The 17,463-nt window shown below is 62.1% G+C and carries 18 protein-coding genes; 6 read left to right on the top strand and 12 right to left on the bottom strand.

Annotated elements, in window-relative coordinates; translation table 11 throughout:
* The 4 genes from cysT to AC19YT_RS10325 form a co-directional block, all read right to left on the bottom strand.
* Entirely contained in the window at positions 1-819 is an 819-nt protein-coding gene (gene cysT, locus AC19YT_RS10310; RefSeq protein WP_095109205.1) for a sulfate ABC transporter permease subunit CysT, read from the bottom strand.
* A gap of 101 nt (positions 820-920) precedes the next feature.
* Positions 921-1,931 carry a sulfate ABC transporter substrate-binding protein gene (locus tag AC19YT_RS10315; protein ID WP_095109206.1) on the bottom strand — a complete coding sequence of 337 codons (1,011 nt, stop codon included), beginning with the start codon at positions 1,929-1,931 and terminating at the stop codon, positions 921-923.
* Positions 1,932-2,066: 135 nt separating this feature from the next.
* Positions 2,067-2,249, bottom strand: coding sequence for a sulfur starvation response protein OscA (gene oscA, locus AC19YT_RS10320; protein ID WP_020293745.1), 183 nt, complete (start codon positions 2,247-2,249; stop codon positions 2,067-2,069).
* Between the two features lie 282 nt (positions 2,250-2,531).
* Complete coding sequence (locus AC19YT_RS10325) at positions 2,532-4,427, bottom strand: FTR1 family protein (protein WP_500610190.1); 1,896 nt, start codon at positions 4,425-4,427, stop codon at positions 2,532-2,534.
* 485 nt (positions 4,428-4,912) lie between these two features.
* On the opposite strand from AC19YT_RS10325, the gene AC19YT_RS10330 reads away from it, so the two are divergent.
* The 4 genes from AC19YT_RS10330 to AC19YT_RS10345 are packed head-to-tail and all read left to right on the top strand — an operon-like array spanning position 4,913 to position 8,058.
* Entirely contained in the window at positions 4,913-6,310 is a 1,398-nt protein-coding gene (locus AC19YT_RS10330; protein ID WP_500599875.1) for a COG3014 family protein, read from the top strand.
* A gap of 13 nt (positions 6,311-6,323) precedes the next feature.
* Positions 6,324-6,692: a YcfL family putative periplasmic lipoprotein gene (locus AC19YT_RS10335; RefSeq protein WP_095109209.1), complete on the top strand. Its 369-nt coding sequence runs from the start codon at positions 6,324-6,326 to the stop codon at positions 6,690-6,692.
* Positions 6,693-6,726: 34 nt separating this feature from the next.
* The gene (gene lpoB, locus AC19YT_RS10340) at positions 6,727-7,314 is read left to right on the top strand and encodes a penicillin-binding protein activator LpoB (RefSeq protein ID WP_095109210.1); all 588 of its coding nucleotides are present in this window, start codon (positions 6,727-6,729) and stop codon (positions 7,312-7,314) included.
* Between the two features lie 3 nt (positions 7,315-7,317).
* Positions 7,318-8,058, top strand: a complete 741-nt coding sequence (locus AC19YT_RS10345; RefSeq protein WP_095109211.1) for a penicillin-binding protein activator LpoB — start codon at positions 7,318-7,320, stop codon at positions 8,056-8,058.
* Between the two features lie 42 nt (positions 8,059-8,100).
* On the opposite strand, the gene AC19YT_RS10350 is transcribed toward AC19YT_RS10345, so the two are convergent.
* The 3 genes from AC19YT_RS10350 to AC19YT_RS10360 form a co-directional block, all read right to left on the bottom strand.
* The gene (locus AC19YT_RS10350) at positions 8,101-8,733 is read right to left on the bottom strand and encodes a LysE family transporter (protein ID WP_095109212.1); all 633 of its coding nucleotides are present in this window, start codon (positions 8,731-8,733) and stop codon (positions 8,101-8,103) included.
* Positions 8,734-8,825: 92 nt separating this feature from the next.
* Positions 8,826-9,407, bottom strand: a complete 582-nt coding sequence (locus tag AC19YT_RS10355) for a mechanosensitive ion channel family protein (RefSeq protein WP_095109213.1) — start codon at positions 9,405-9,407, stop codon at positions 8,826-8,828.
* On the bottom strand, positions 9,407-11,317 hold the full coding sequence (locus AC19YT_RS10360) for an ATP-binding cassette domain-containing protein (RefSeq protein WP_500599870.1): 1,911 nt from the start codon (positions 11,315-11,317) through the stop codon (positions 9,407-9,409). Before AC19YT_RS10360 ends, AC19YT_RS10355 begins: the two co-directional genes overlap by 1 nt.
* A 50-nt stretch (positions 11,318-11,367) precedes the next feature.
* Between AC19YT_RS10360 and AC19YT_RS10365 the strand changes: the two genes are divergently transcribed.
* A complete protein-coding gene (locus tag AC19YT_RS10365) occupies positions 11,368-11,832 on the top strand; it encodes a TIGR02444 family protein (protein WP_500610191.1) in 465 nt (154 codons plus the stop codon).
* Here AC19YT_RS10365 and AC19YT_RS10370 read toward each other — a convergent pair.
* Positions 11,829-12,755 carry an AlgP family protein gene (locus AC19YT_RS10370; protein ID WP_500610192.1) on the bottom strand — a complete coding sequence of 309 codons (927 nt, stop codon included), beginning with the start codon at positions 12,753-12,755 and terminating at the stop codon, positions 11,829-11,831. The two genes, AC19YT_RS10365 and AC19YT_RS10370, sit on opposite strands and share 4 nt — an antisense overlap.
* Positions 12,756-12,947: 192 nt before the next feature.
* Here AC19YT_RS10370 and AC19YT_RS10375 point away from each other — a divergent pair, with 192 nt between their 5' ends.
* Positions 12,948-13,610 (top strand): FKBP-type peptidyl-prolyl cis-trans isomerase, encoded by a 663-nt coding sequence (locus AC19YT_RS10375; RefSeq protein WP_500599865.1) that lies wholly within the window; start codon positions 12,948-12,950, stop codon positions 13,608-13,610.
* Positions 13,611-13,677: 67 nt separating this feature from the next.
* On the opposite strand, the gene rsd is transcribed toward AC19YT_RS10375, so the two are convergent.
* The 4 genes from rsd to AC19YT_RS10395 form a co-directional block, all read right to left on the bottom strand.
* Positions 13,678-14,136 (bottom strand): sigma D regulator, encoded by a 459-nt coding sequence (gene rsd, locus AC19YT_RS10380; protein ID WP_500599892.1) that lies wholly within the window; start codon positions 14,134-14,136, stop codon positions 13,678-13,680.
* Between the two features lie 211 nt (positions 14,137-14,347).
* Entirely contained in the window at positions 14,348-14,866 is a 519-nt protein-coding gene (locus tag AC19YT_RS10385) for a disulfide bond formation protein B (RefSeq protein WP_095109218.1), read from the bottom strand.
* A gap of 233 nt (positions 14,867-15,099) precedes the next feature.
* Positions 15,100-16,332 carry a heme biosynthesis protein HemY gene (locus tag AC19YT_RS10390; protein ID WP_095109219.1) on the bottom strand — a complete coding sequence of 411 codons (1,233 nt, stop codon included), beginning with the start codon at positions 16,330-16,332 and terminating at the stop codon, positions 15,100-15,102.
* Positions 16,329-17,453 carry a uroporphyrinogen-III C-methyltransferase gene (locus AC19YT_RS10395; protein WP_500610193.1) on the bottom strand — a complete coding sequence of 375 codons (1,125 nt, stop codon included), beginning with the start codon at positions 17,451-17,453 and terminating at the stop codon, positions 16,329-16,331. Before AC19YT_RS10395 ends, AC19YT_RS10390 begins: the two co-directional genes overlap by 4 nt.
* Positions 17,454-17,463 lie beyond the last annotated feature (10 nt).

Raw genomic sequence — 17,463 nt, forward strand, 5'->3', positions numbered from 1 at the left:
TTAAGGTCGTTCGATGCGCCGCTGCAGCAAGTTGATGAGCAGCAGCAGGACGAAGGAAACCACCAGCATCAGCACGCCGATGGAGGTGGCGCCGGTGTAGTCGTATTGGTCGAGCTTGACCATGATGAGCAGCGGCAAAATCTCGGTTTTCATCGGCATGTTGCCGGCGATGAAAATCACCGAGCCGTACTCGCCCACGCCACGGGCAAACGCCAGGGCGAACCCGGTCAGCCAGGCCGGTAACAGCGCGGGCACGAGGATGTGGCGGAACACCTGCCACGGCTTGGCGCCCAGGCACGCAGCGGCTTCTTCGACTTCGCGGGGGATGTCGGCCAGCACCGGTTGCACCGTGCGCACCACGAACGGCAGGGTGACGAAGGTCAGCGCCAGGGTGATGCCCAGGGGCGTGTAGGCGATTTTGAAGCCCAGGTCAGTGGCGAACTGCCCCACCAGGCCGCTGGGCGCGTAGAGCGCGGTCAGGGCGATGCCGGCAACGGCGGTGGGCAGGGCGAATGGCAGGTCGATCATCGCGTCGATGACCTTGCGCCCGGGGAAGGTGTAGCGCACCAGCACCCAGGCCAACAGCGTACCGATGATGCCGTTGATGATCGCGGCGTACAGCGCCGTACCGAAACTCAGCTTGAGCGCCGCAATGACCCGCGGCGCGGAAATGATGGCCCAGAACTGATCCCAGGTGAGTTGGGCGGCATGGACGAACATCGCCGCCAGCGGAATAAGCACAATCAGGCTGAGGTACACCAAGGTGTAGCCCAGCGTCAGCCCGAAGCCGGGTATGACGGGGGAGATACGACGCGACATAAAAGTCCTTGGTTAGCGGGTAGATGCAACGCTAGGAGCGGGGCTATGCGCAGGCTCGGATATCAGCCCCCGCATAGCCCCGCTCCTAGCGGTTGCCTGGCTTACTGCGCGGTGTAGATCTGGTCGAACACACCACCGTCGTTGAAGAATTTCGGTTGGGCAGTCTTCCAGCCGCCGAAGTCTTTGTCGATAGTCACCAGGTCCAGTTTCGGGAATTGCTGGGCGTACTTGGCGGCCACTGCGGCGTCACGCGGGCGGTAGAAGTTCTTCGCCGCGATTTCCTGGCCGGCTGGGCTGTACAGGTGCTTGAGGTAGGCCTCGGCGATTTGCGCGTTGCCCTTTTTCTCGGCGTTCTTGTCCACCACCGCCACGGGCGGCTCGGCGAGGATCGACAGCGACGGCACGACGATGTCGAACTTGTCGGCGCCGCCGTCTTCCTTGAGGGCCAGGAAGGCTTCGTTTTCCCAGGCCAGCAGTACGTCGCCCTGGCCGTTGTTGACGAAGGTGATGGTCGAGCCGCGAGCGCCGGTGTCCAGCACCGGCACGTGCTTGAACAGCTCCTTGACGTATTCCTGCGCCTTGGCTTCGCTACCGCCGGCCTTCAGGCCATAGGCCCAGGCCGCGAGGAAGTTCCAGCGCGCACCGCCGCTGGTTTTCGGGTTCGGGGTGATGACTTCCACGCCGTTCTTGACCAAATCGCCCCAGTCCTTGATGCCTTTGGGGTTGCCCTTGCGCACCAGGAACACGATGGTCGAGGTGTACGGCGTGCTCGCTTCGGGCAGGCGTTTTTGCCAGTCCAGCGGCAGGCTCTTGCCCAATTTGGCGACTTCGTCGATGTCACCGGCCAGGGCCAGGGTCACCACGTCGGCGCGCAGGCCATCGATCACGGCGCGGCCCTGCTTGCCCGAGCCACCGTGGGACTGTTGGATCTTGACGTTGTCGCCGGCGTGGTCCTGCTGCCAGAACTTGATGAACTCGGCGTTGTATTCCTGATACAGCTCGCGGGTCGGGTCGTAGGAGACGTTGAGCAGCTCGTAATCCTTGGCCACTGCAGAACCAGCAAAAACGGCACTGGCCAGGGCGGCCAACGCGTAACGGCGAATCGACGACATAGTGAAGCTCCTGAAATTTTTTAGTGTTGGCTGTTCTTATGGCGCTTCAGGCCCGCATTCGTGCTTGAACGCTGGTGTAGCTGCTGGCTGGGGTCATGGGCGTGCCCTGCGGTGGTCCGGTTGGCGTGCGGCAGTTCAGCTCGGCTTGGTGCCGGGGTTCTGCAAACGGAATTTCTCTTTGCGTTCGATCTGGACCACTTGCGCGTTGTGCACGGTGATTTCCACTGCGCCAAAGCGCAGGTCGCGCAGGGCGCTTTGGATCTCGCGCAAAATGGCTGCTTCGTCCTGGCCGTCAACGCTACGTAGAGATGCGCTCATGGTGCTGCTCCTGAATGAGATGTGCCCGGCAGTGGCGGCACTGCGTGTGGCTTGGAGCAGATAGTAGTGAGCGGCAGATATTCTTAAAAATACTATTTAAGAATTTTTATATAACTGGAACGCATTACCTGATGGCACAAGGCTTTGCGCCGGGAATGAGGGCGATCTGGCTGCAAAATCCCTTCTTGTGGGAGCAAGCCTGTGTATGGGCTTGCCCGCGATGAGGCTGGAACACCTGCCGCCATCGCGAGCAGGCTCGCTCCCACAAGGGGTTAGGGTGGCCTACACCTGCACCCGCCGTTTGTCCGCCACGCGGCTGCGGCTGTAGAGCACGACGATGGCGATGATGGCCACGACCTGTGCGCTCAGGGAGTAAGCGTCGGCGTGGATGCCCAGCCAGTCGAAGTCAAAGAACGCCACCGGGCGGGTGCCGAAGATCCCCGCTTCTTGCAGGGCTTTGACGCCATGGCCGGCGAACACCACCGACAACGCGCACAACAGCGCCGCGTTGATGCCGAAGAACAGCGCCAGCGGCAGCTTCGCCGAACCGCGCAGGATCACCCAGGCCAGGCCGATCAACAGCACCAGGGCCGTGGCGCCGCCGGCGATGACTGCGTCATGGCCCGCGGGGCCGGCCTGCAGCCACAGGGTTTCGTAGAACAGGATCACCTCGAACAGTTCGCGGTACACCGAGAAGAACGCCAGGATCGCAAAGCCGAAACGCCCGCCTCCGCCCACCAGGCTGCTTTTGATGTAGTCCTGCCAGGCTGCTGCGTGGCGGCAGTCGTGCATCCACACGCCGAGCCACAGCACCATGACGCTGGCAAACAGCGCCGTGCAGCCTTCGAGCAATTCGCGTTGGGCGCCGCTGACGTCGATCACATAGGCGGCCAGCGCCCAGGTCGCCAGGCCCGCCAGCAAGGCCAAGCCCCAGCCGATGTTGACGCTGCGCACCGCCGATTGCTGGCCGGTGTTGCGCAGGAAGGCGAGGATCGCCGCCAGTACCAGAATCGCTTCGAGGCCTTCGCGCAGCAGGATCAGCAACCCGGAGATGTAGCTCAGCGACCAGCTCAAGCCGTCGCTGCCCAGCAACCCGGCCGACTCGGTGAGCTTGGCCTTGGCCGCGCCCAGGCGCTGTTCGACCTGCTCCAGCGGCAAGCCGTCCTGCAACGCCTGCCGGTAGGCCATCAGGGATTTCTCGGTGTCTTTGCGCACGTTGGCGTTGACGTTATCCAGGGAGCTTTCCACCAGCTCGAACCCTTCCAGGTACGCCGCCACCGAGAGGTCGTAGGCCTGCTCGTGGTCGCCGGCGCGGTAGGCCGTCAGGCTTTTGTCCAGGGTCGCGGCGGTGTAGTCGAGCAACTGCCCGGGGCCGCGCTTGACCTGCGGCGGCTGCGCGCGCTGGGCACGGAAGGTGGCGGCCGCGGCCGGGCCTTGGGCGGCCAGCACTTCAGCGGGAGTCTGGCGCGCCAGGTCGGCGAGGTTGAAGGCCTCGGCGCTTTTGGCCTGGGCCGGGTCGCTGCTGAAACCGGCGATGTAGGTGGCCAGGTCCCAACGTTGGCGCTCATCCAATTGGTCGGCGAAGGACGGCATGTCGGTGCCCTCCACGCCCAGGCCAAGGGTGCTGAAGATGCCGTAGAGGCTCAGGCGATCAAGCCGCGCCGCGTCCCGCAGGTTGGCGGGCGGCGGGGTCAGGCCCACGCCCGCCGGGCCATCGCCGACGCCGCTGGCGCCGTGGCACACCGAGCAATGCTGGGCGTAGAGCGGCGCGCCACGCGTGGGGTCGGGGGTGATGATCGGCGCCTGGCTGACTTCATAGGCCGCCGCCAGTTGCGCGCCCAGTTGCCGTGCCTGGCGGGCCACGGCGCTGCCGTCCTCGCGGGCAACCACGGCGGCCTTGAGGCGGGCGATGCCTTGTTCCAGCTCGGTTTTTTGCGCCTTGGCCGGCAGCTCGGCGACCGCGCCTTGCAGCACGCCGAGGAATTCCACTTGCTCGCGGTACTCAGACTCGTCGATCACCTGGCCCGCCTCCACCGTGGCTGGGTAATCGGCGCCGATGTAGTCGAGCAAATGCAGCGCCTGGGGCGCACCTTCGACGGTATCGGCCAGCAGGTGCGGGCTGCTGGCGATCAGGATCGGCAGCACCAGCCAGCCCAGGGCGCGGGAAAAGGCAGTCATGAATGATTCTCACCTGGAAACAATAAGTAACATATTGTTCACTTCGATAAGAGTTTGCTCAAGGGGTTCGTGGGACCAGGGACCTAAACCCGTGAGGAATCAGGCAAGTGGCGACCGGCGGGAGACTTCGATAAGGGTTTGCTCAAGAGGTTCGTGGGACCAAGGACCTAAACCAGTGAGGAATCAGGCAAGTGGCGACCGGCGGAAGACTTCGATAAGGGTTTGCTCACGGGGTTCATGGCGCTAAGGGCATGAACCGGGAGGAAATCGGGCGAGTGGCGCCAAACATGAATGATGGCACCACGTCTCAAAACGGAATTAAAAAGCCATTACATGGCCATCTTCGGCCCTTATAATGCGCCGCCCTCGTTATCGCGACCGGGCATTTAAGCTCCTCTTTTTATGAGGAATTGGCCTTACGCCAATTGGTTCCTCCAGCCCGACCAGCACACTCGGCTGTCTACGTTCAGGGAAGAAGTAACTCGATGGCATCCCGCGCCCTTACCGTGCTCGCGCTCAGCGCAGCGACCCTGCTGGCCGGTTGTTCGGCCTTTCGCAGCTACGACTCCGAACTCCAGGAAACCAACCAGCACTTGACCCGCGGCAATGTCGAGGCGGCGTTGACCCTGCTGGAGAAGAACAACAGCGGCGAAAACAAAGACCTGCTGTATTACTTCGAGAAGGGCGAGCTGCTGCGCGCCAAGGGCGACCTGAGCGGTAGCCAGGCCGCTTGGGGCAGCGCCGATAAAGTGGTCGGCGCCTGGGAAGATGCGGTCAAGTTCGACACCGAGAAGTACGTGGCCCAATTCGGCAGTTTCCTGGTCAACGACAAGGTGCGTCGCTACGAAGGCTACGACTACGAAAAAGTCATGCTGACCACGCAGATGGCCCTGAACCTGCTGGCCGTCAACGACTTCGACGGCGCGCGCACCGAGATCAAGAAAACCCACGAACGCGAAGCGGTGATCGCCGAGCTGCGCGACAAGGAATACCTCAAGCGCGAAGACGAGGCCGAGCAGCAAGGAATCAAGACCGAGTACAAGGATTTGCAAGGCTACCCGGTGGCCAGCCTCGACGCGCCGGACGTGGTCAGCCTGAAAAACAGCTACCAGAGTGCCTTCAGCCATTACCTGGCCGGTTTCGTCTACGAAGCCCTGGGCGAGCGTGACCTCGCCGCACCGGGCTACCGCAAGGCCGCCGAGCTACGCCCCAACACGCCGCTGCTGGAAAAAGCCCTGCTGAACCTCGACAAACCGGCCAGCAAGGCCCAGGACAGCGACATCCTGATCGTGGTGCAAAGCGGCCTGGCGCCGGCCCGCGACTCGATCCGCATTCCCCTGCCCCTGCCCATCAGCGGCAACCTGGTGATTACCCCGCTGTCGTTCCCGATCATCAAGCCCGACACCTCGACCGCTGCGTTCAGCCAGATCGGCATCGACAACCAGCAACACGACCTGACCGCGCTCAACAGCACCACCGCCATGTCGCGCCGCGCCCTGCGCGATGACATGCCGGGGATCATCCTGCGTACCAGCGTGCGGGCCATCAGCCGTGGCGTGGCGCAAAAGCAGATGAACGACAGCAGCCCGCTGGCCGGCCTGGCGATGGGTATTGCCTCGGCCGTGATGGAAGGCGCCGACACCCGCACCTGGCGCACCCTGCCGGACAACACCCAGGTCGTGCGCCTGCGCATGGCCAAGGGCGAGCACCACCTGACCCTGCCCAACGCCCTGGGCGGGGCGGTGGTCAAGGTGAAGGTCGAGCAACCCTACCAAGTGATCGCCGTGCGCGTGGTCGGCAACCAGGCCTTCGCCAGTGGCGTCGATGCTCAGGTAGTGCCCAACAGCAGCGCCGCAGCCGTCGCCAGCCTCAAACAACCTTAAGCAGAGAGTCGCCATGCGTTTGAAAGTCCTCGCCGTCGTCGCCCTGGCCTTGCTGGCCGGGTGCGCCACCCCGCCGCCGGAACCCGGTAGCGCGGCCAGCAAAGTCGTGTCCATGGGCAAGCTGAAAAACATCGTGGTCGGCGCTATGCGCGTGGCCCGTGAAAACGGCTTCCTCACAGTCAACGTGCAGTTGAGTAACACCAGCTACAACAACAAAACCATGTACTACCGCTTCGCCTGGCTCGGCCCCGAAGGCTTCCCGGTGGGCGAAGAGGAAACCTGGAAAAGCCTGACCCTCTACGGCACCCAGACCAGTTTCCTGCCGGCCATTGCGCCGACACCCAAAGCCGTGGATTTCCGCCTGGAAATCAAAACGCCTTAAGGCCCCCAACGACCCGTTTCTAGAGAGCTTTCCCATGTTTGCACGCATTTCGTTTCTCGCCGTCGTCGCCCTGCTGGCCAGCGGCTGCGCCAATAATTCGCCCGTACTGGGCGGCAAGAACATCGGCTACGGCGACACCAAGGCTGTGGAGCTGGTGACCAACGAGTTCGGTTCCACCGACCTGCAAATGATCGCCGAAACCATGACCCGTTCCCTGGCGCAGTCCGGCATCCTGCAAGGTCGCCCGGTGGTGCAGGTCTACGATGTGAAGAACAAGACCAGCGAGTACATCGATACCCGCGAGATCACCACCTCGATCAAAACCCAACTGATGAAGTCCGGCACCGCCCGCTTCGCCAGCGACAACACCGCGATGCAGAACCAGGTCGACCAGCTCAAGCTGCAAAACCAGAGCGGCCTGTACAAGAAAAACACCGTGGCCAAGACCGGCAACATGATCGCCGCCAAATACCGTCTTGAAGGCTCGATCAGCTCGATCGTCAAGCGCAGCAGCGACTACAAAGACGTGTTCTACAAATTCAGCCTGCAATTGATCGACGTCGAAAGCGGCCTGGCTGAATGGATGGACGAAAAAGAGATCCGCAAGACCACGGAGCGCTAAGCAATGCGTGCATGGATTGGCATCATCAGCCTGGCGTGCGCCTTTGCCGCCCAGGCCGCACCGAAAGTCGCCGTGACCGACCTGGCCTACCAGGAACGGGTGGAGCAATACATCCACATCGTTTCTGCTGCCAGCCAGTCCCAGGCTGGCCTGTACAACGCCAGCGGTTCGTCGAGCTACAACGAGTTCGAGAGCAGCACCAGCTACATCGAGCAAACCGAGCTGCGCAAATTCAGCGGTGACATCAAGGGCGAGATTCTCAAGTCCGGCATGTTCCAACTGATTCAGGGCACGCCGTACACCGCCAAGTCGCGCGAGGACGTGTACGACGTCATCAAGCGGATCAAGGCCGGCAACTTCAAGGGCGCGGACTACGTGCTGTTCGGCACCCTGTCGGACATCGACTTCACCCGCGATATCACCGCCCTGGACAACACCGACAGCTACTCGGCGATCCTGGGCCTGAGCCTGGTGGCGGATTTCAGCCTGATAAACACCAAGACCTACGAAATCACCTCGGCCTTTACCGCCATGGGTGAAGGCCAGGACACCAAATTGGTGAAGAGCCGCGACGTTCGGGTCTCGCTGAACCGCCCACGGGTGGTGCGCGACGTGTCCAAGGCCCTGGGCGAGGACGTGGCGAATCAGTTGAAGGAACAGCTGATCGGCGCCGACTACGGCCAACCTGAGCAAGCCCCGCGCAACAACCTGCCCCGTGACACGGCGCCGGTGATTTTGCGCTGAACCGCTCTTGGCCAGCCCGCTCCCACAAAGGATTTTGGGGGGCTAGACCGGAGCGCGGCGCAAGGTGGCCATGAAGGCTGCCGCGCCGATGAACAAGCCGGCGAAGGTGCGGTTCATGCGCTTTTGCTGCTTGGGTGTGCGCAACAGGCGCAGCACCTTGGAAGCCAACCCGGTGTAACCGGCCATCACGATCAAATCGACCACCACCATGGTCACGCCCAGGGTCAGGTACTGCGCCACCAACGGTGCGTGCGGGTTGATGAACTGCGGCAGCACCGCAAGCATGAACACCAGAGCCTTGGGGTTGCTGATGTTCACCAAAAAGCCACGGAACACCAGGGCCAGGGGTTTGCCGATGGGGCGGATGCTGGCGTCGTCGCTTATCTCGCTGGGTAGCGCGCGCCATTGCTTGACGGCCAGGAACACCAGGTAAGCCACGCCGAACCACTTGATGGCATAGAACGCCGTCGAAGAAGCGGCGAGCACCGCGCCCACTCCGGCGGCGACAATCGCGATCTGCAACGCCAGGCCCAGTTGCAGGCCCAGGGCATTCCAATAGCCGCGCCAAAAACCGTACTGCAACCCGCAGGACATCGACGCAATGGCACCCGCGCCAGGGGAAAGGCTAATCACCCAGCACGCGGCGAAGAACGCCAGCCATGTTTCAAGCACCATCACACACCTCGGCTAAGACTTGTTACAGCCGTCTAAGCTAATGCGCCGCTGGGCGAATGACTATCGATATTTTTGCGTGCAACAAGGAAGGGCTAGCGGTCGCCCAGGCCCAAAGGCAGGCCATCGCTGCCGCGCCAGCGGCGCACCGAGCGCTGGAAGAACAGGCTGTTGGGCACTTGCACCATAGCGCTACCGGTGCCGAGCTCTTCGGCTTCGATCAGCGTGGTGTAGAGCAGGTTAATGGCCACCACCCGGCCCTTGACCCCAGGTTTGTCGGTGGTGTCCACCAACTCCACCACATCGCCCAGGCGAAACGGCCCGACGGTGAAGATCAAAATCGCGCAGAGCAGGTTGGAGAGCACGCTCCACATGGCGAAGAACGCCACCGCCGCCACGGCCACGAAGCCGGACAACGCCGTCCAGAGCACCGTCGCCGATACCCCGAGGCGTTCAAGCACGAAAATCAGCGCGCTGCCCATAATCAGCCAGCGCAAGCCGCCACGCAGGGGCAAGAGCAATTGCGGCGGAAACGGGTAGCGCTCACCCAAGCGCGTCAGGCCCTTGGCGACGAACCGCTGGGCCAGGTAGCCGGCCAACAGGATCAGAAGGATTTGCAGCCCAAGCCACAGCGGCTCGGTCCATACCGACGACAACGGCCACTTGAACGCTTCCATCAGGACAGCGCCTCCAGCTCCGCTTGCAGGCTTTCCAGCAGCTCCAGCGCCTCCATCCAGGTTTCCTCCAGCTCGGCTTCGCGCACCTTGAGCTTGGCCTGTTCGGCCAGCAGGTCACGCAACTCGTCCTTGCGCGCCGCTTCGTACACCGCGCTGTCGCCGAGGCTGGTTTCGATCTTGGCGAGTTTTTCGTGGACCTTGCCCAACTCAGCTTCGAGCTTGTCGGCTTCGCGCTTGTGCGGCGCCAACTGCTGGCGCAACGCGGCGGCGGCCTGGCGCTGGGCCTTCTTGTCGGTTTTGTCCGGGTTGACCGGGGTGGTGCTGACCGGCGCATTGCGCAAGCGATAGTCGTTGAGCCAACGCGCGTAGTCTTCCAGGTCGCCGTCGAACGCCTGGACCTTGCCATCGGCCACCAGCAGGAACTCGTCGGTAGTGCTTTTGAGCAAGTGCCGATCGTGGGAAACCACCAGTACCGCGCCGCTGAATTCCTGCAGGGCCATCGTCAGCGCCAGGCGCATTTCCAGGTCCAAGTGGTTGGTCGGTTCGTCGAGCAACAACAGGTTCGGCCGGCCCCAGGCGATCAGGGCCAATGCCAGGCGCGCCTTTTCGCCGCCGGAGAAGTTCAACACCGGCTCGTCGATGCGTGCGCCACGGAAGTCAAAACCGCCGAGGAAATCGCGCAGGGTCTGCTCACGCTCGGTCGGCGCCAGGCGCTGCAAATGCAAAAGCGGGCTGGCTTTGGCGTCCAGCGAGTCCAACTGATGCTGGGCGAAATAGCCCACCACCAGGTTCTCACCGCGGACCAGGCGACCGGCCAGCGGCTCGAGTTCACCGCAAAGATTTTTAATCAGGGTCGATTTACCCGCGCCGTTGGGGCCGAGCAAACCGATGCGCGCGCCCGGGGTCAGTTGCAACTTGACCTTTTCCAGCACAGTTTTGTCGCCGTAGCCCAGGCGAGCGTCGGACAGGTCCAGCAAAGGGCTGGAGATTTTCAGCGACTCGCGGAAGACGAAATCGAACGGCGAGTCCACGTGGGCGGCGGACAGTTCTTCCATCCGCTCCAGCGCCTTGATCCGGCTCTGGGCCTGGCGGGCCTTAGTGGCCTGGGCCTTGAAGCGAGCGATGTAGCTTTCCATGTGCGCCCGTTGCGCCTGCTGCTTCTCAAAGGCCTGCTGTTGCTGGGCCAAGCGTTCGGCACGGGCCCGCTCGAAGGCGCTGTAGCCACCGCGATACAGGGTGATCTTGCGCTGTTCGACGTGGGCGATGTTATCGACCACGGCATCGAGGAAGTCGCGGTCATGGGAAATCAGCAGCAAGGTGCCGGGGTAGCTTTTGAGGAAGTCTTCCAGCCACAGGATCGCATCGAGGTCCAAGTGGTTGGTGGGCTCATCGAGCAACAGCAGGTCCGAGGGGCACATCAGCGCCTGGGCCAGGTTCAGGCGCATGCGCCAGCCCCCGGAGAACGCCGCCACCGGGCGGTCCATCTGCTCGTTGGTGAAGCCCAGGCCGGCGAGCATCTTGCGGGCGCGGGCGTCGGCGGTGTAGCCGTCGGCGCTGTCGAGCTCCGAGTGCAAGCGCGCCTGGGCGGCGCCGTCCTGGGCCAGTTCGGCTTCGGCCAACTCGCGTTGCACCTGGCGCAGACGCAGGTCGCCATCGAGCACGTAGTCGATCGCAATGCGGTCGAGGGTGTCGATCTCCTGGCGCATGTGCGCAATGCGCCAGTCGGCGGGCATCAGGCAATCGCCGGAATCAGGGGCCAATTCGCCCAGCAACAGGGCAAACAACGTGGATTTACCGGCGCCGTTGGCACCGATCAAGCCGGCTTTGTGACCGGCGTGCAGGGTCAGCTCGGCGTCTTCTAGCAGACGTTGCGGGCCGCGCTGTAATGTTAGGCTTTGAAGTCGAATCATAATGGCGGCGGAGTCTACCAGCTTCGCTCGCAACTGGCGCGAGTCTGAATATGCCCTCTGACCTATGGAATACGGCCCTGGCCCTCTACGCCCGGCCCGGAGTCGAAAGCGCCTGCCTGCAACTGCAAGCCGCGGGTGGCAACGTCTGCCTGTTGCTGTGCGCTTGCTGGCTGGAGCAACGAGGCACCGCCTACACCGCGCAACGCCTGCGCCTGTTAAAGGAGTTGGCTGACCCCTGGCACGAAAAGGTCATCCAGCCGCTACGACAATTGCGCACGCAATGGCGCGAACCGGCGCACACAGACGCACACCTATCGGCGTTGCGCGAGCAGGTCAAAAACCTGGAACTGGAAGCCGAACGGCAATTATTGATACGGCTGGAAAATGCTGCGCAGGGTTGGCCACAAGCTCAAAGCAGTGACTCGACGCAGTGGCTGGAAGGTTTGGCGGCGGGTGCCGCCAACCTGAACCGCGACGCGCTCAATCAATTGCGCGTCGCGGTGACCGGCGCTTAGGAAGCGCTGGTCGGCGTGGTGGCGGCTGGCGTAGCGGGAGTGGTTGGAGCGGTGGCGGCTGGCGCTGCAGTGACAGGCTTGGCGGCAGCAGGCGTTGCCGGTTTGGCCGCAGGCTTGGTGGCTGCCGGTTTTTTCACCGCAGGTTTGGCAGCAGGTTTTGCCACAGGCTTGGCAGCCGGTTTGGCGGCTCTGGAAGCAGCGGGCTTAGCGGCCGGTTTGGCCACAGGCTTGGCGGCTCCAGGTTTTACCGCAGCAGGCTTGGCCGCAGGTTTAGCCGCTGCCGCCTTGGTCGCGGGCTTGGCAGCTACCGTTCTGGCAGCAGGTTTTGCGGCGGGTTTGGCCGCGATGGTTTTAGCGGCGGGTTTGGCAGCACCAGCGGCGGGCTTTTTCACCGCAGGTTTGCTCGCGGCTTTAACCGCAGGCTTGGCCGTGGCTTTGGTCGCTGGCTTGGCGGCGGCTTTCGATACAGTCGGCTTCGCGGCGGGTTTCTTTGCCGCAGAAGCGACAGCAGCAGGCTTCGCCGAACGCAAGGTCAGTGCCTTGCCCACGGCCTCTTTCACGCGGCCAACACCCTGGGCCAATTTCAGGCTTTCCTGGGCATCGCGCTTGAGCTGAAGAATGTAGGTGCGGGTTTCGGCCTGGCGATCCTTGAGGGCATCGAGCAGGTCTTCGAGTTCTTTCACCGCGCCTTTGGCTTTGGCTTGCGCCTTGGCCTTGCCGGTCGCCGCAGCGTCCTGCAATTTGATGCGCGATTTGTGCAGTTTTTCCTGAGCCTTGCCCCGTTGCTTTTCCAGCTTGGCGAGCAGTTTTTCAGCATCAGCCAAGGCTTGCGAACAAGCGTTTTCCAAATGTTCGAGCAGGCTGCCCGAAAGCTGTTGGAGCAAATGCAACGGAGTATTTACAGGCTTCTTCTTGGCCGACATGGTTTACCTCCTGGCTGACGTGGGTGCGGCTCATACTAGACCTCTGCTGCTACCGCCGCTAGGGCATGTTGACAGTATCCAAAGCGCTGCGTTGCAACCGATGGAAAATGTTCTTCGCCCTGGCGCAAGTTGCCCCGACACTCACCGTTTCAGGCTGGCATAATCGGCCCCCTATCCGGTCGGAGCACAGTCATGTCGCGTGTTTTTTTTCTATCGTTATGCCTGTGTTTCGGGTTGGCCCATGCGGGCGAAAAAACGCCGGCCAATGACCGTCACGACCTGGCCTATAGCCTGGGCGCCAGCCTCGGCGAACGTCTGCGCCAGGAAGTCCCGGGCCTTGAACTCAAGGCGCTGTTGGACGGTTTGCAACAGGCCTACCAAGGTAAGCCGCTGGCACTCAAGGACGAACGTATCGAGCAGATACTCGCCGAGCACGAAGCCCGCACCAACGAACAGTCGGCCAGGCCGCAAAGTGAAATCGCGCTCCAGGCACAGCAACGCTTTCTTGCCCAAGAACGCGCCAAGCCGGACGTTCGCGAATTGGCGGGCGGCATTCTGCTGACCGAACTCAAGGCTGGTAACGGCCCCCAGCCGAGCGCCGAAGGCAGCGTGCAGGTTCGCTATGTGGGGCGACTTCCCGATGGCTCCGTCTTCGACCAGAACGCTCAACCGCAGTGGTTCCGACTCGACAGTGTTATCAGCGGCTGGCGCAGCGCCTTGCCCCAGATGCAGGTGGGCGCGACGTGGCGCTTGGTGATTCCAGCCGACCAGGCCTATGGCGCGGAAGGTGCCGGCGACTTGATCGCTCCCTTTACACCCCTGGTGTTCGAAATCGAATTGGTGAACGTGCGCTGAACGGCGGCACAAATGAAAAACGGCACGCCAAGCGCACCGTTTTGATGGAAAGAGGTAGAGAAAAAACTCAGACCTGAACCGGGACTTCCTCCTTGTGAGCGGTGTGCAACACTTCGATCAGGCAGTCTTCCAACTCGAAACGCTCATGTAGCAGTCCACCCAACTCCTTGAATTTTTCCGCGACGCAATTACCGGCATCGCACAGGTCATTGAACGCCAAGAGCTTCTCGGTAATCACATCGATACGCGGGTAGAGCGTCTCTGCAAGCTCAAGCCCACGTTTATCCTCAAAGGCCTTGGCCTCGCTGGTGAGCTGTTCGTATATCTCGAAATGCCCCGCTGACACGTAGTCGACCAGCACGCCGCAGAACTCCTGCAGTGACTCGCGGTTCTCACCCAGCACTTCGGGCTTGGCGCCGAGAGCATCATAGGCCCGAACCAGTTCGTGACGCTCCTGCAACCAGCGGTCGATCAGCAGGTGCACTCCACCCCAGCGTTCCTGAGCATTCTGACAACTTTCGAGCATGGTGATCTCTCTTCCCTTAAGGGCCATGTCGCTCTATGCCCGTCGCTAGGTTTAAAACCCTATAAGCGCCCAGGCAGAACGCCATCGAACAACCTAATTGCGTTAACACGTGCGGGCCAGATTATGCCCGCACGACTACTGCTTCAAGGTACGCAGCAGATAATGTTCATACAAGCGTTTAATCTTCAACAGCGCCGTGCAATGACGCAAATCAGCTCGCCGCTTTCAGGCAGGTGAGCCGCACCAGGTGAAAAAGCTGGAAAACACTCAGCAGCACCATCGCCACAAAAAACAACAGGCTCCACTCCGGCACGCTCAGGTCGAACAGGCTCCAGGTCAGTTGCGCGCATTCGGCATCGCCCTGGAAGAACTGCCTGAACACGCACATCCAGGGTGCCTTCCACACCCCGGAGTTCAGGATGTTCGAGCACGTGAAGCCTTGTGCCGAGTCGACGCTTTGCAGCAAGACATGACGCCAGGCAATGACCATCCCCGCCAGGCTACTGAACAGGTTCAGCAACCAGTACCCGTAGCAGCCTCTGATTTTTGCTCCATGCAATGTGGCAACCAGACTGGTGAGCGTGAACACGATCAGGAAGAAACGCTGCATCATGCACAGCAGGCAAGGCTCAAGTCCGACGACATATTCCAGATAATACGAAGCACCCAACGCCAGAGTTCCTGCGAGGAAAGTCATGAGAAACAGGGGTCGTGAGCAGGCCAAGAACATGGCTTATCCGTAACAAAAGAGACAGGCAGTTACGGTAGAGGAAAGGACTTGACCCTTTCAAGGAGGCTCCCCGCGGACAAATCCTCAATGATGTAAGGAATCGCCGACAGATACAGAAGGCCTACGAGTAGGCCTTTGTAGGATTTCACCACAACAGTTCATATTGCGTAGAAAGCTCTGTCGCCGCGAAGGGGCAGAAGTCAACTTGACGACAAATCAGCCCCGCCCACGGACTACACCGGAACCGGCAGAGAAAAAGCCAGTAAACGTTCATCCAGCAGGCCCAGGCCTTCCTGGAAGAGCTGGTTGCTCTGTTCAGTATCACCCAGCCGAGCCAATAGCCGGGCAAGTTCAGCACAAGCTTCTGGATTGCGCTGAACCCGCAGGCTGCTCTCCAGATAATCCCGCGCCTTGCCCCAGAGACTGTTTTGCAAACACAGGCGGCCCAATGTCAGCAGCAGGCTCGGGTCTTGGGGATGCTCCTTGAGCCAGCCTTCGGCAAGCTTGAGCTGGCGATCCGGGTCAGCGCCACGCAACAAGCCATACAACCGCACCAGATGGCTGTCGTATTGGCGCTTGAGCGCGATACGCAGGACTTCCTCGGCCTCGGCCTGCGCGCCCAATTGCCGTAACTGCTCGGCGTAAGCGAGCACCAGCTGCGGTTCTTGGCGTTGAGCGGATGTCAGCTGCTGCCAGGCCCGCGTCAGCGACTGCAGGCCCACAGAACCATCTTCATCGCGATGGGCTGCCAGCGACAGATTTTCGCCCCAGGCCCGACGTTCCAGATCTGCCAACTCGGCCGCCGGTAGGATCTTGTTCTTGCGCAACTCCGGCAGCAGGCGAATCAATGCCGACCAATCGCCGCGCTGCTGATGCAGGCGCTGCAACTGTCGCAGCACCTGTATGCTGTGCGGATGGCGCTCACGCATGGCTTGCAGGGTCGCCAGAGCCCCCTCTGTATCGTTGCGATCGGTCTGCAACTGGGCATGACTCAAGGCGATCGCCAACTCGGCCTGAGGCTGGCGCTCCAGTGCGCGCTCAAGCAGTCGATCGCTTTCTTCGTAGAGACCTTGCTCGTTCGCCGCGCGTGCGGCGCCAAGGTAATACAACAAAGGCTGGCGTTCGGCCTCGGCGGCCCGGTGCAGGTGCTTCTGGGCACTGGCCCAGCGACCTTCGGCGAGGTCCATTTGGCCTTGCTCGATGGCAATCTGCACACGCCGACTGCGGTTGCGCCGCGACCATGGATTCACCACACCGCCGGAGGTGGTCAGCAGTTCGATCAGCACCTTGATTCCCCAGATCACCAGCCATAGCACCGCGACCAGTGCCAGTGTCGCCCACAGTGACGACTCGAAGCGGAAGTTCCGGTAGGCGATCAGCACATACCCCGGGTGCTCGGCGATGGCCAGGCCCAGCAACGCGGCGGCGGCGATGACCAGGAACATCACCACATACAGGCGCTTCATGGCGTCGGCTCCGGCAAGGCAGCGGCGGGTTTGACCGACTCTTCGGCGCTGACATTACGCCGCTCCAGATAGGCCTGGACTGCACCGAGAGTACCGGCCAGGTCTGGTGTGACCACCGTGACCGGTTGCTTGGCCAGTTCCGCCACGCGTTCAAGCATGACTTTGCTTTGTGGGTTGTCTTGGTTGAAGTTGTTTTTCAGTACGTCCCGCGCCTCATCCAGCGCTTGGGTGTACACCGCAGCTTGGCCGTTGAGGGCCGCCCACTGGGCTTGCTCCAACGCGAGGCTGAGGGCCAGGCGTACTTGTGCCAGGCCCTGGCCCGCCAGCAGCGGCCGGATATTTTTGTCGGCGTTGAAATCGATACGCACGTAGCGCGAGATCTCTGCCCACCATTGGGCCCAGCGGCTCGCGCCGTCACCGTCGGCGGTCAACCCCAGCAGAGCCTCGCCACGGTCGTGGTACTCAGGCGCCAGCGCGCTGAGCTCGATGACTTGATCGCGCAAGGCGCCCAATTGCAAGAACAACCCGGTGCGGTCCGGTTGCTCGGTGCTACGCAGGGCCGCCAGGGTTTTGGCCAACTGTTCGCGGGCGGCGAATGAGCCGGGATCGTTTTGTTCGCGCAGGATCTCATCGGCGCCCTGGACGAGCGCCTGAGCACTGCTGATGTCCTGTAGCGCGGAAAGACGCAGGCTGGCCAGGCGCAGGAGGTGCTCGGCCTCAGCCAGACGCCAGTCCTTGCGACTCGCCCCCAGGACAGTTTCCAGGCGCTGGTTCAAACGCTGCTGGTCGCCTTGCAACTGCGCCACCAGGCGCCGGCGTTCTTCCAGCTCCTGCGCGCCGGGCAACTGTTCGAGCTGCTCGCGCAGGCGCTGCTCACTGAGTTTGAGGTTTTGCGCCTGGTCGCCCAAAGCCTGAAGTTGCCCCAACTGCTGCTGGTTGCTCGCTTGCAGGCTGCGCACCTGCCAGACACCCCAGCCACCGGCGGCGGCCCCCGCGGCTCCCAGCAGCAAGGCCAGAACCGCCAAGCCATTGCCTCGGCGTCGAGCGGTTTCGGTCACAGGTTCGGCAGGCGCCTGAAGCTGTGGCTGGACGTCATCTTTGGGCAAGGTTGTTTCGCTCACGTATCCATCC

This window comes from Pseudomonas sp. MF08875 (assembly GCF_059862525.1).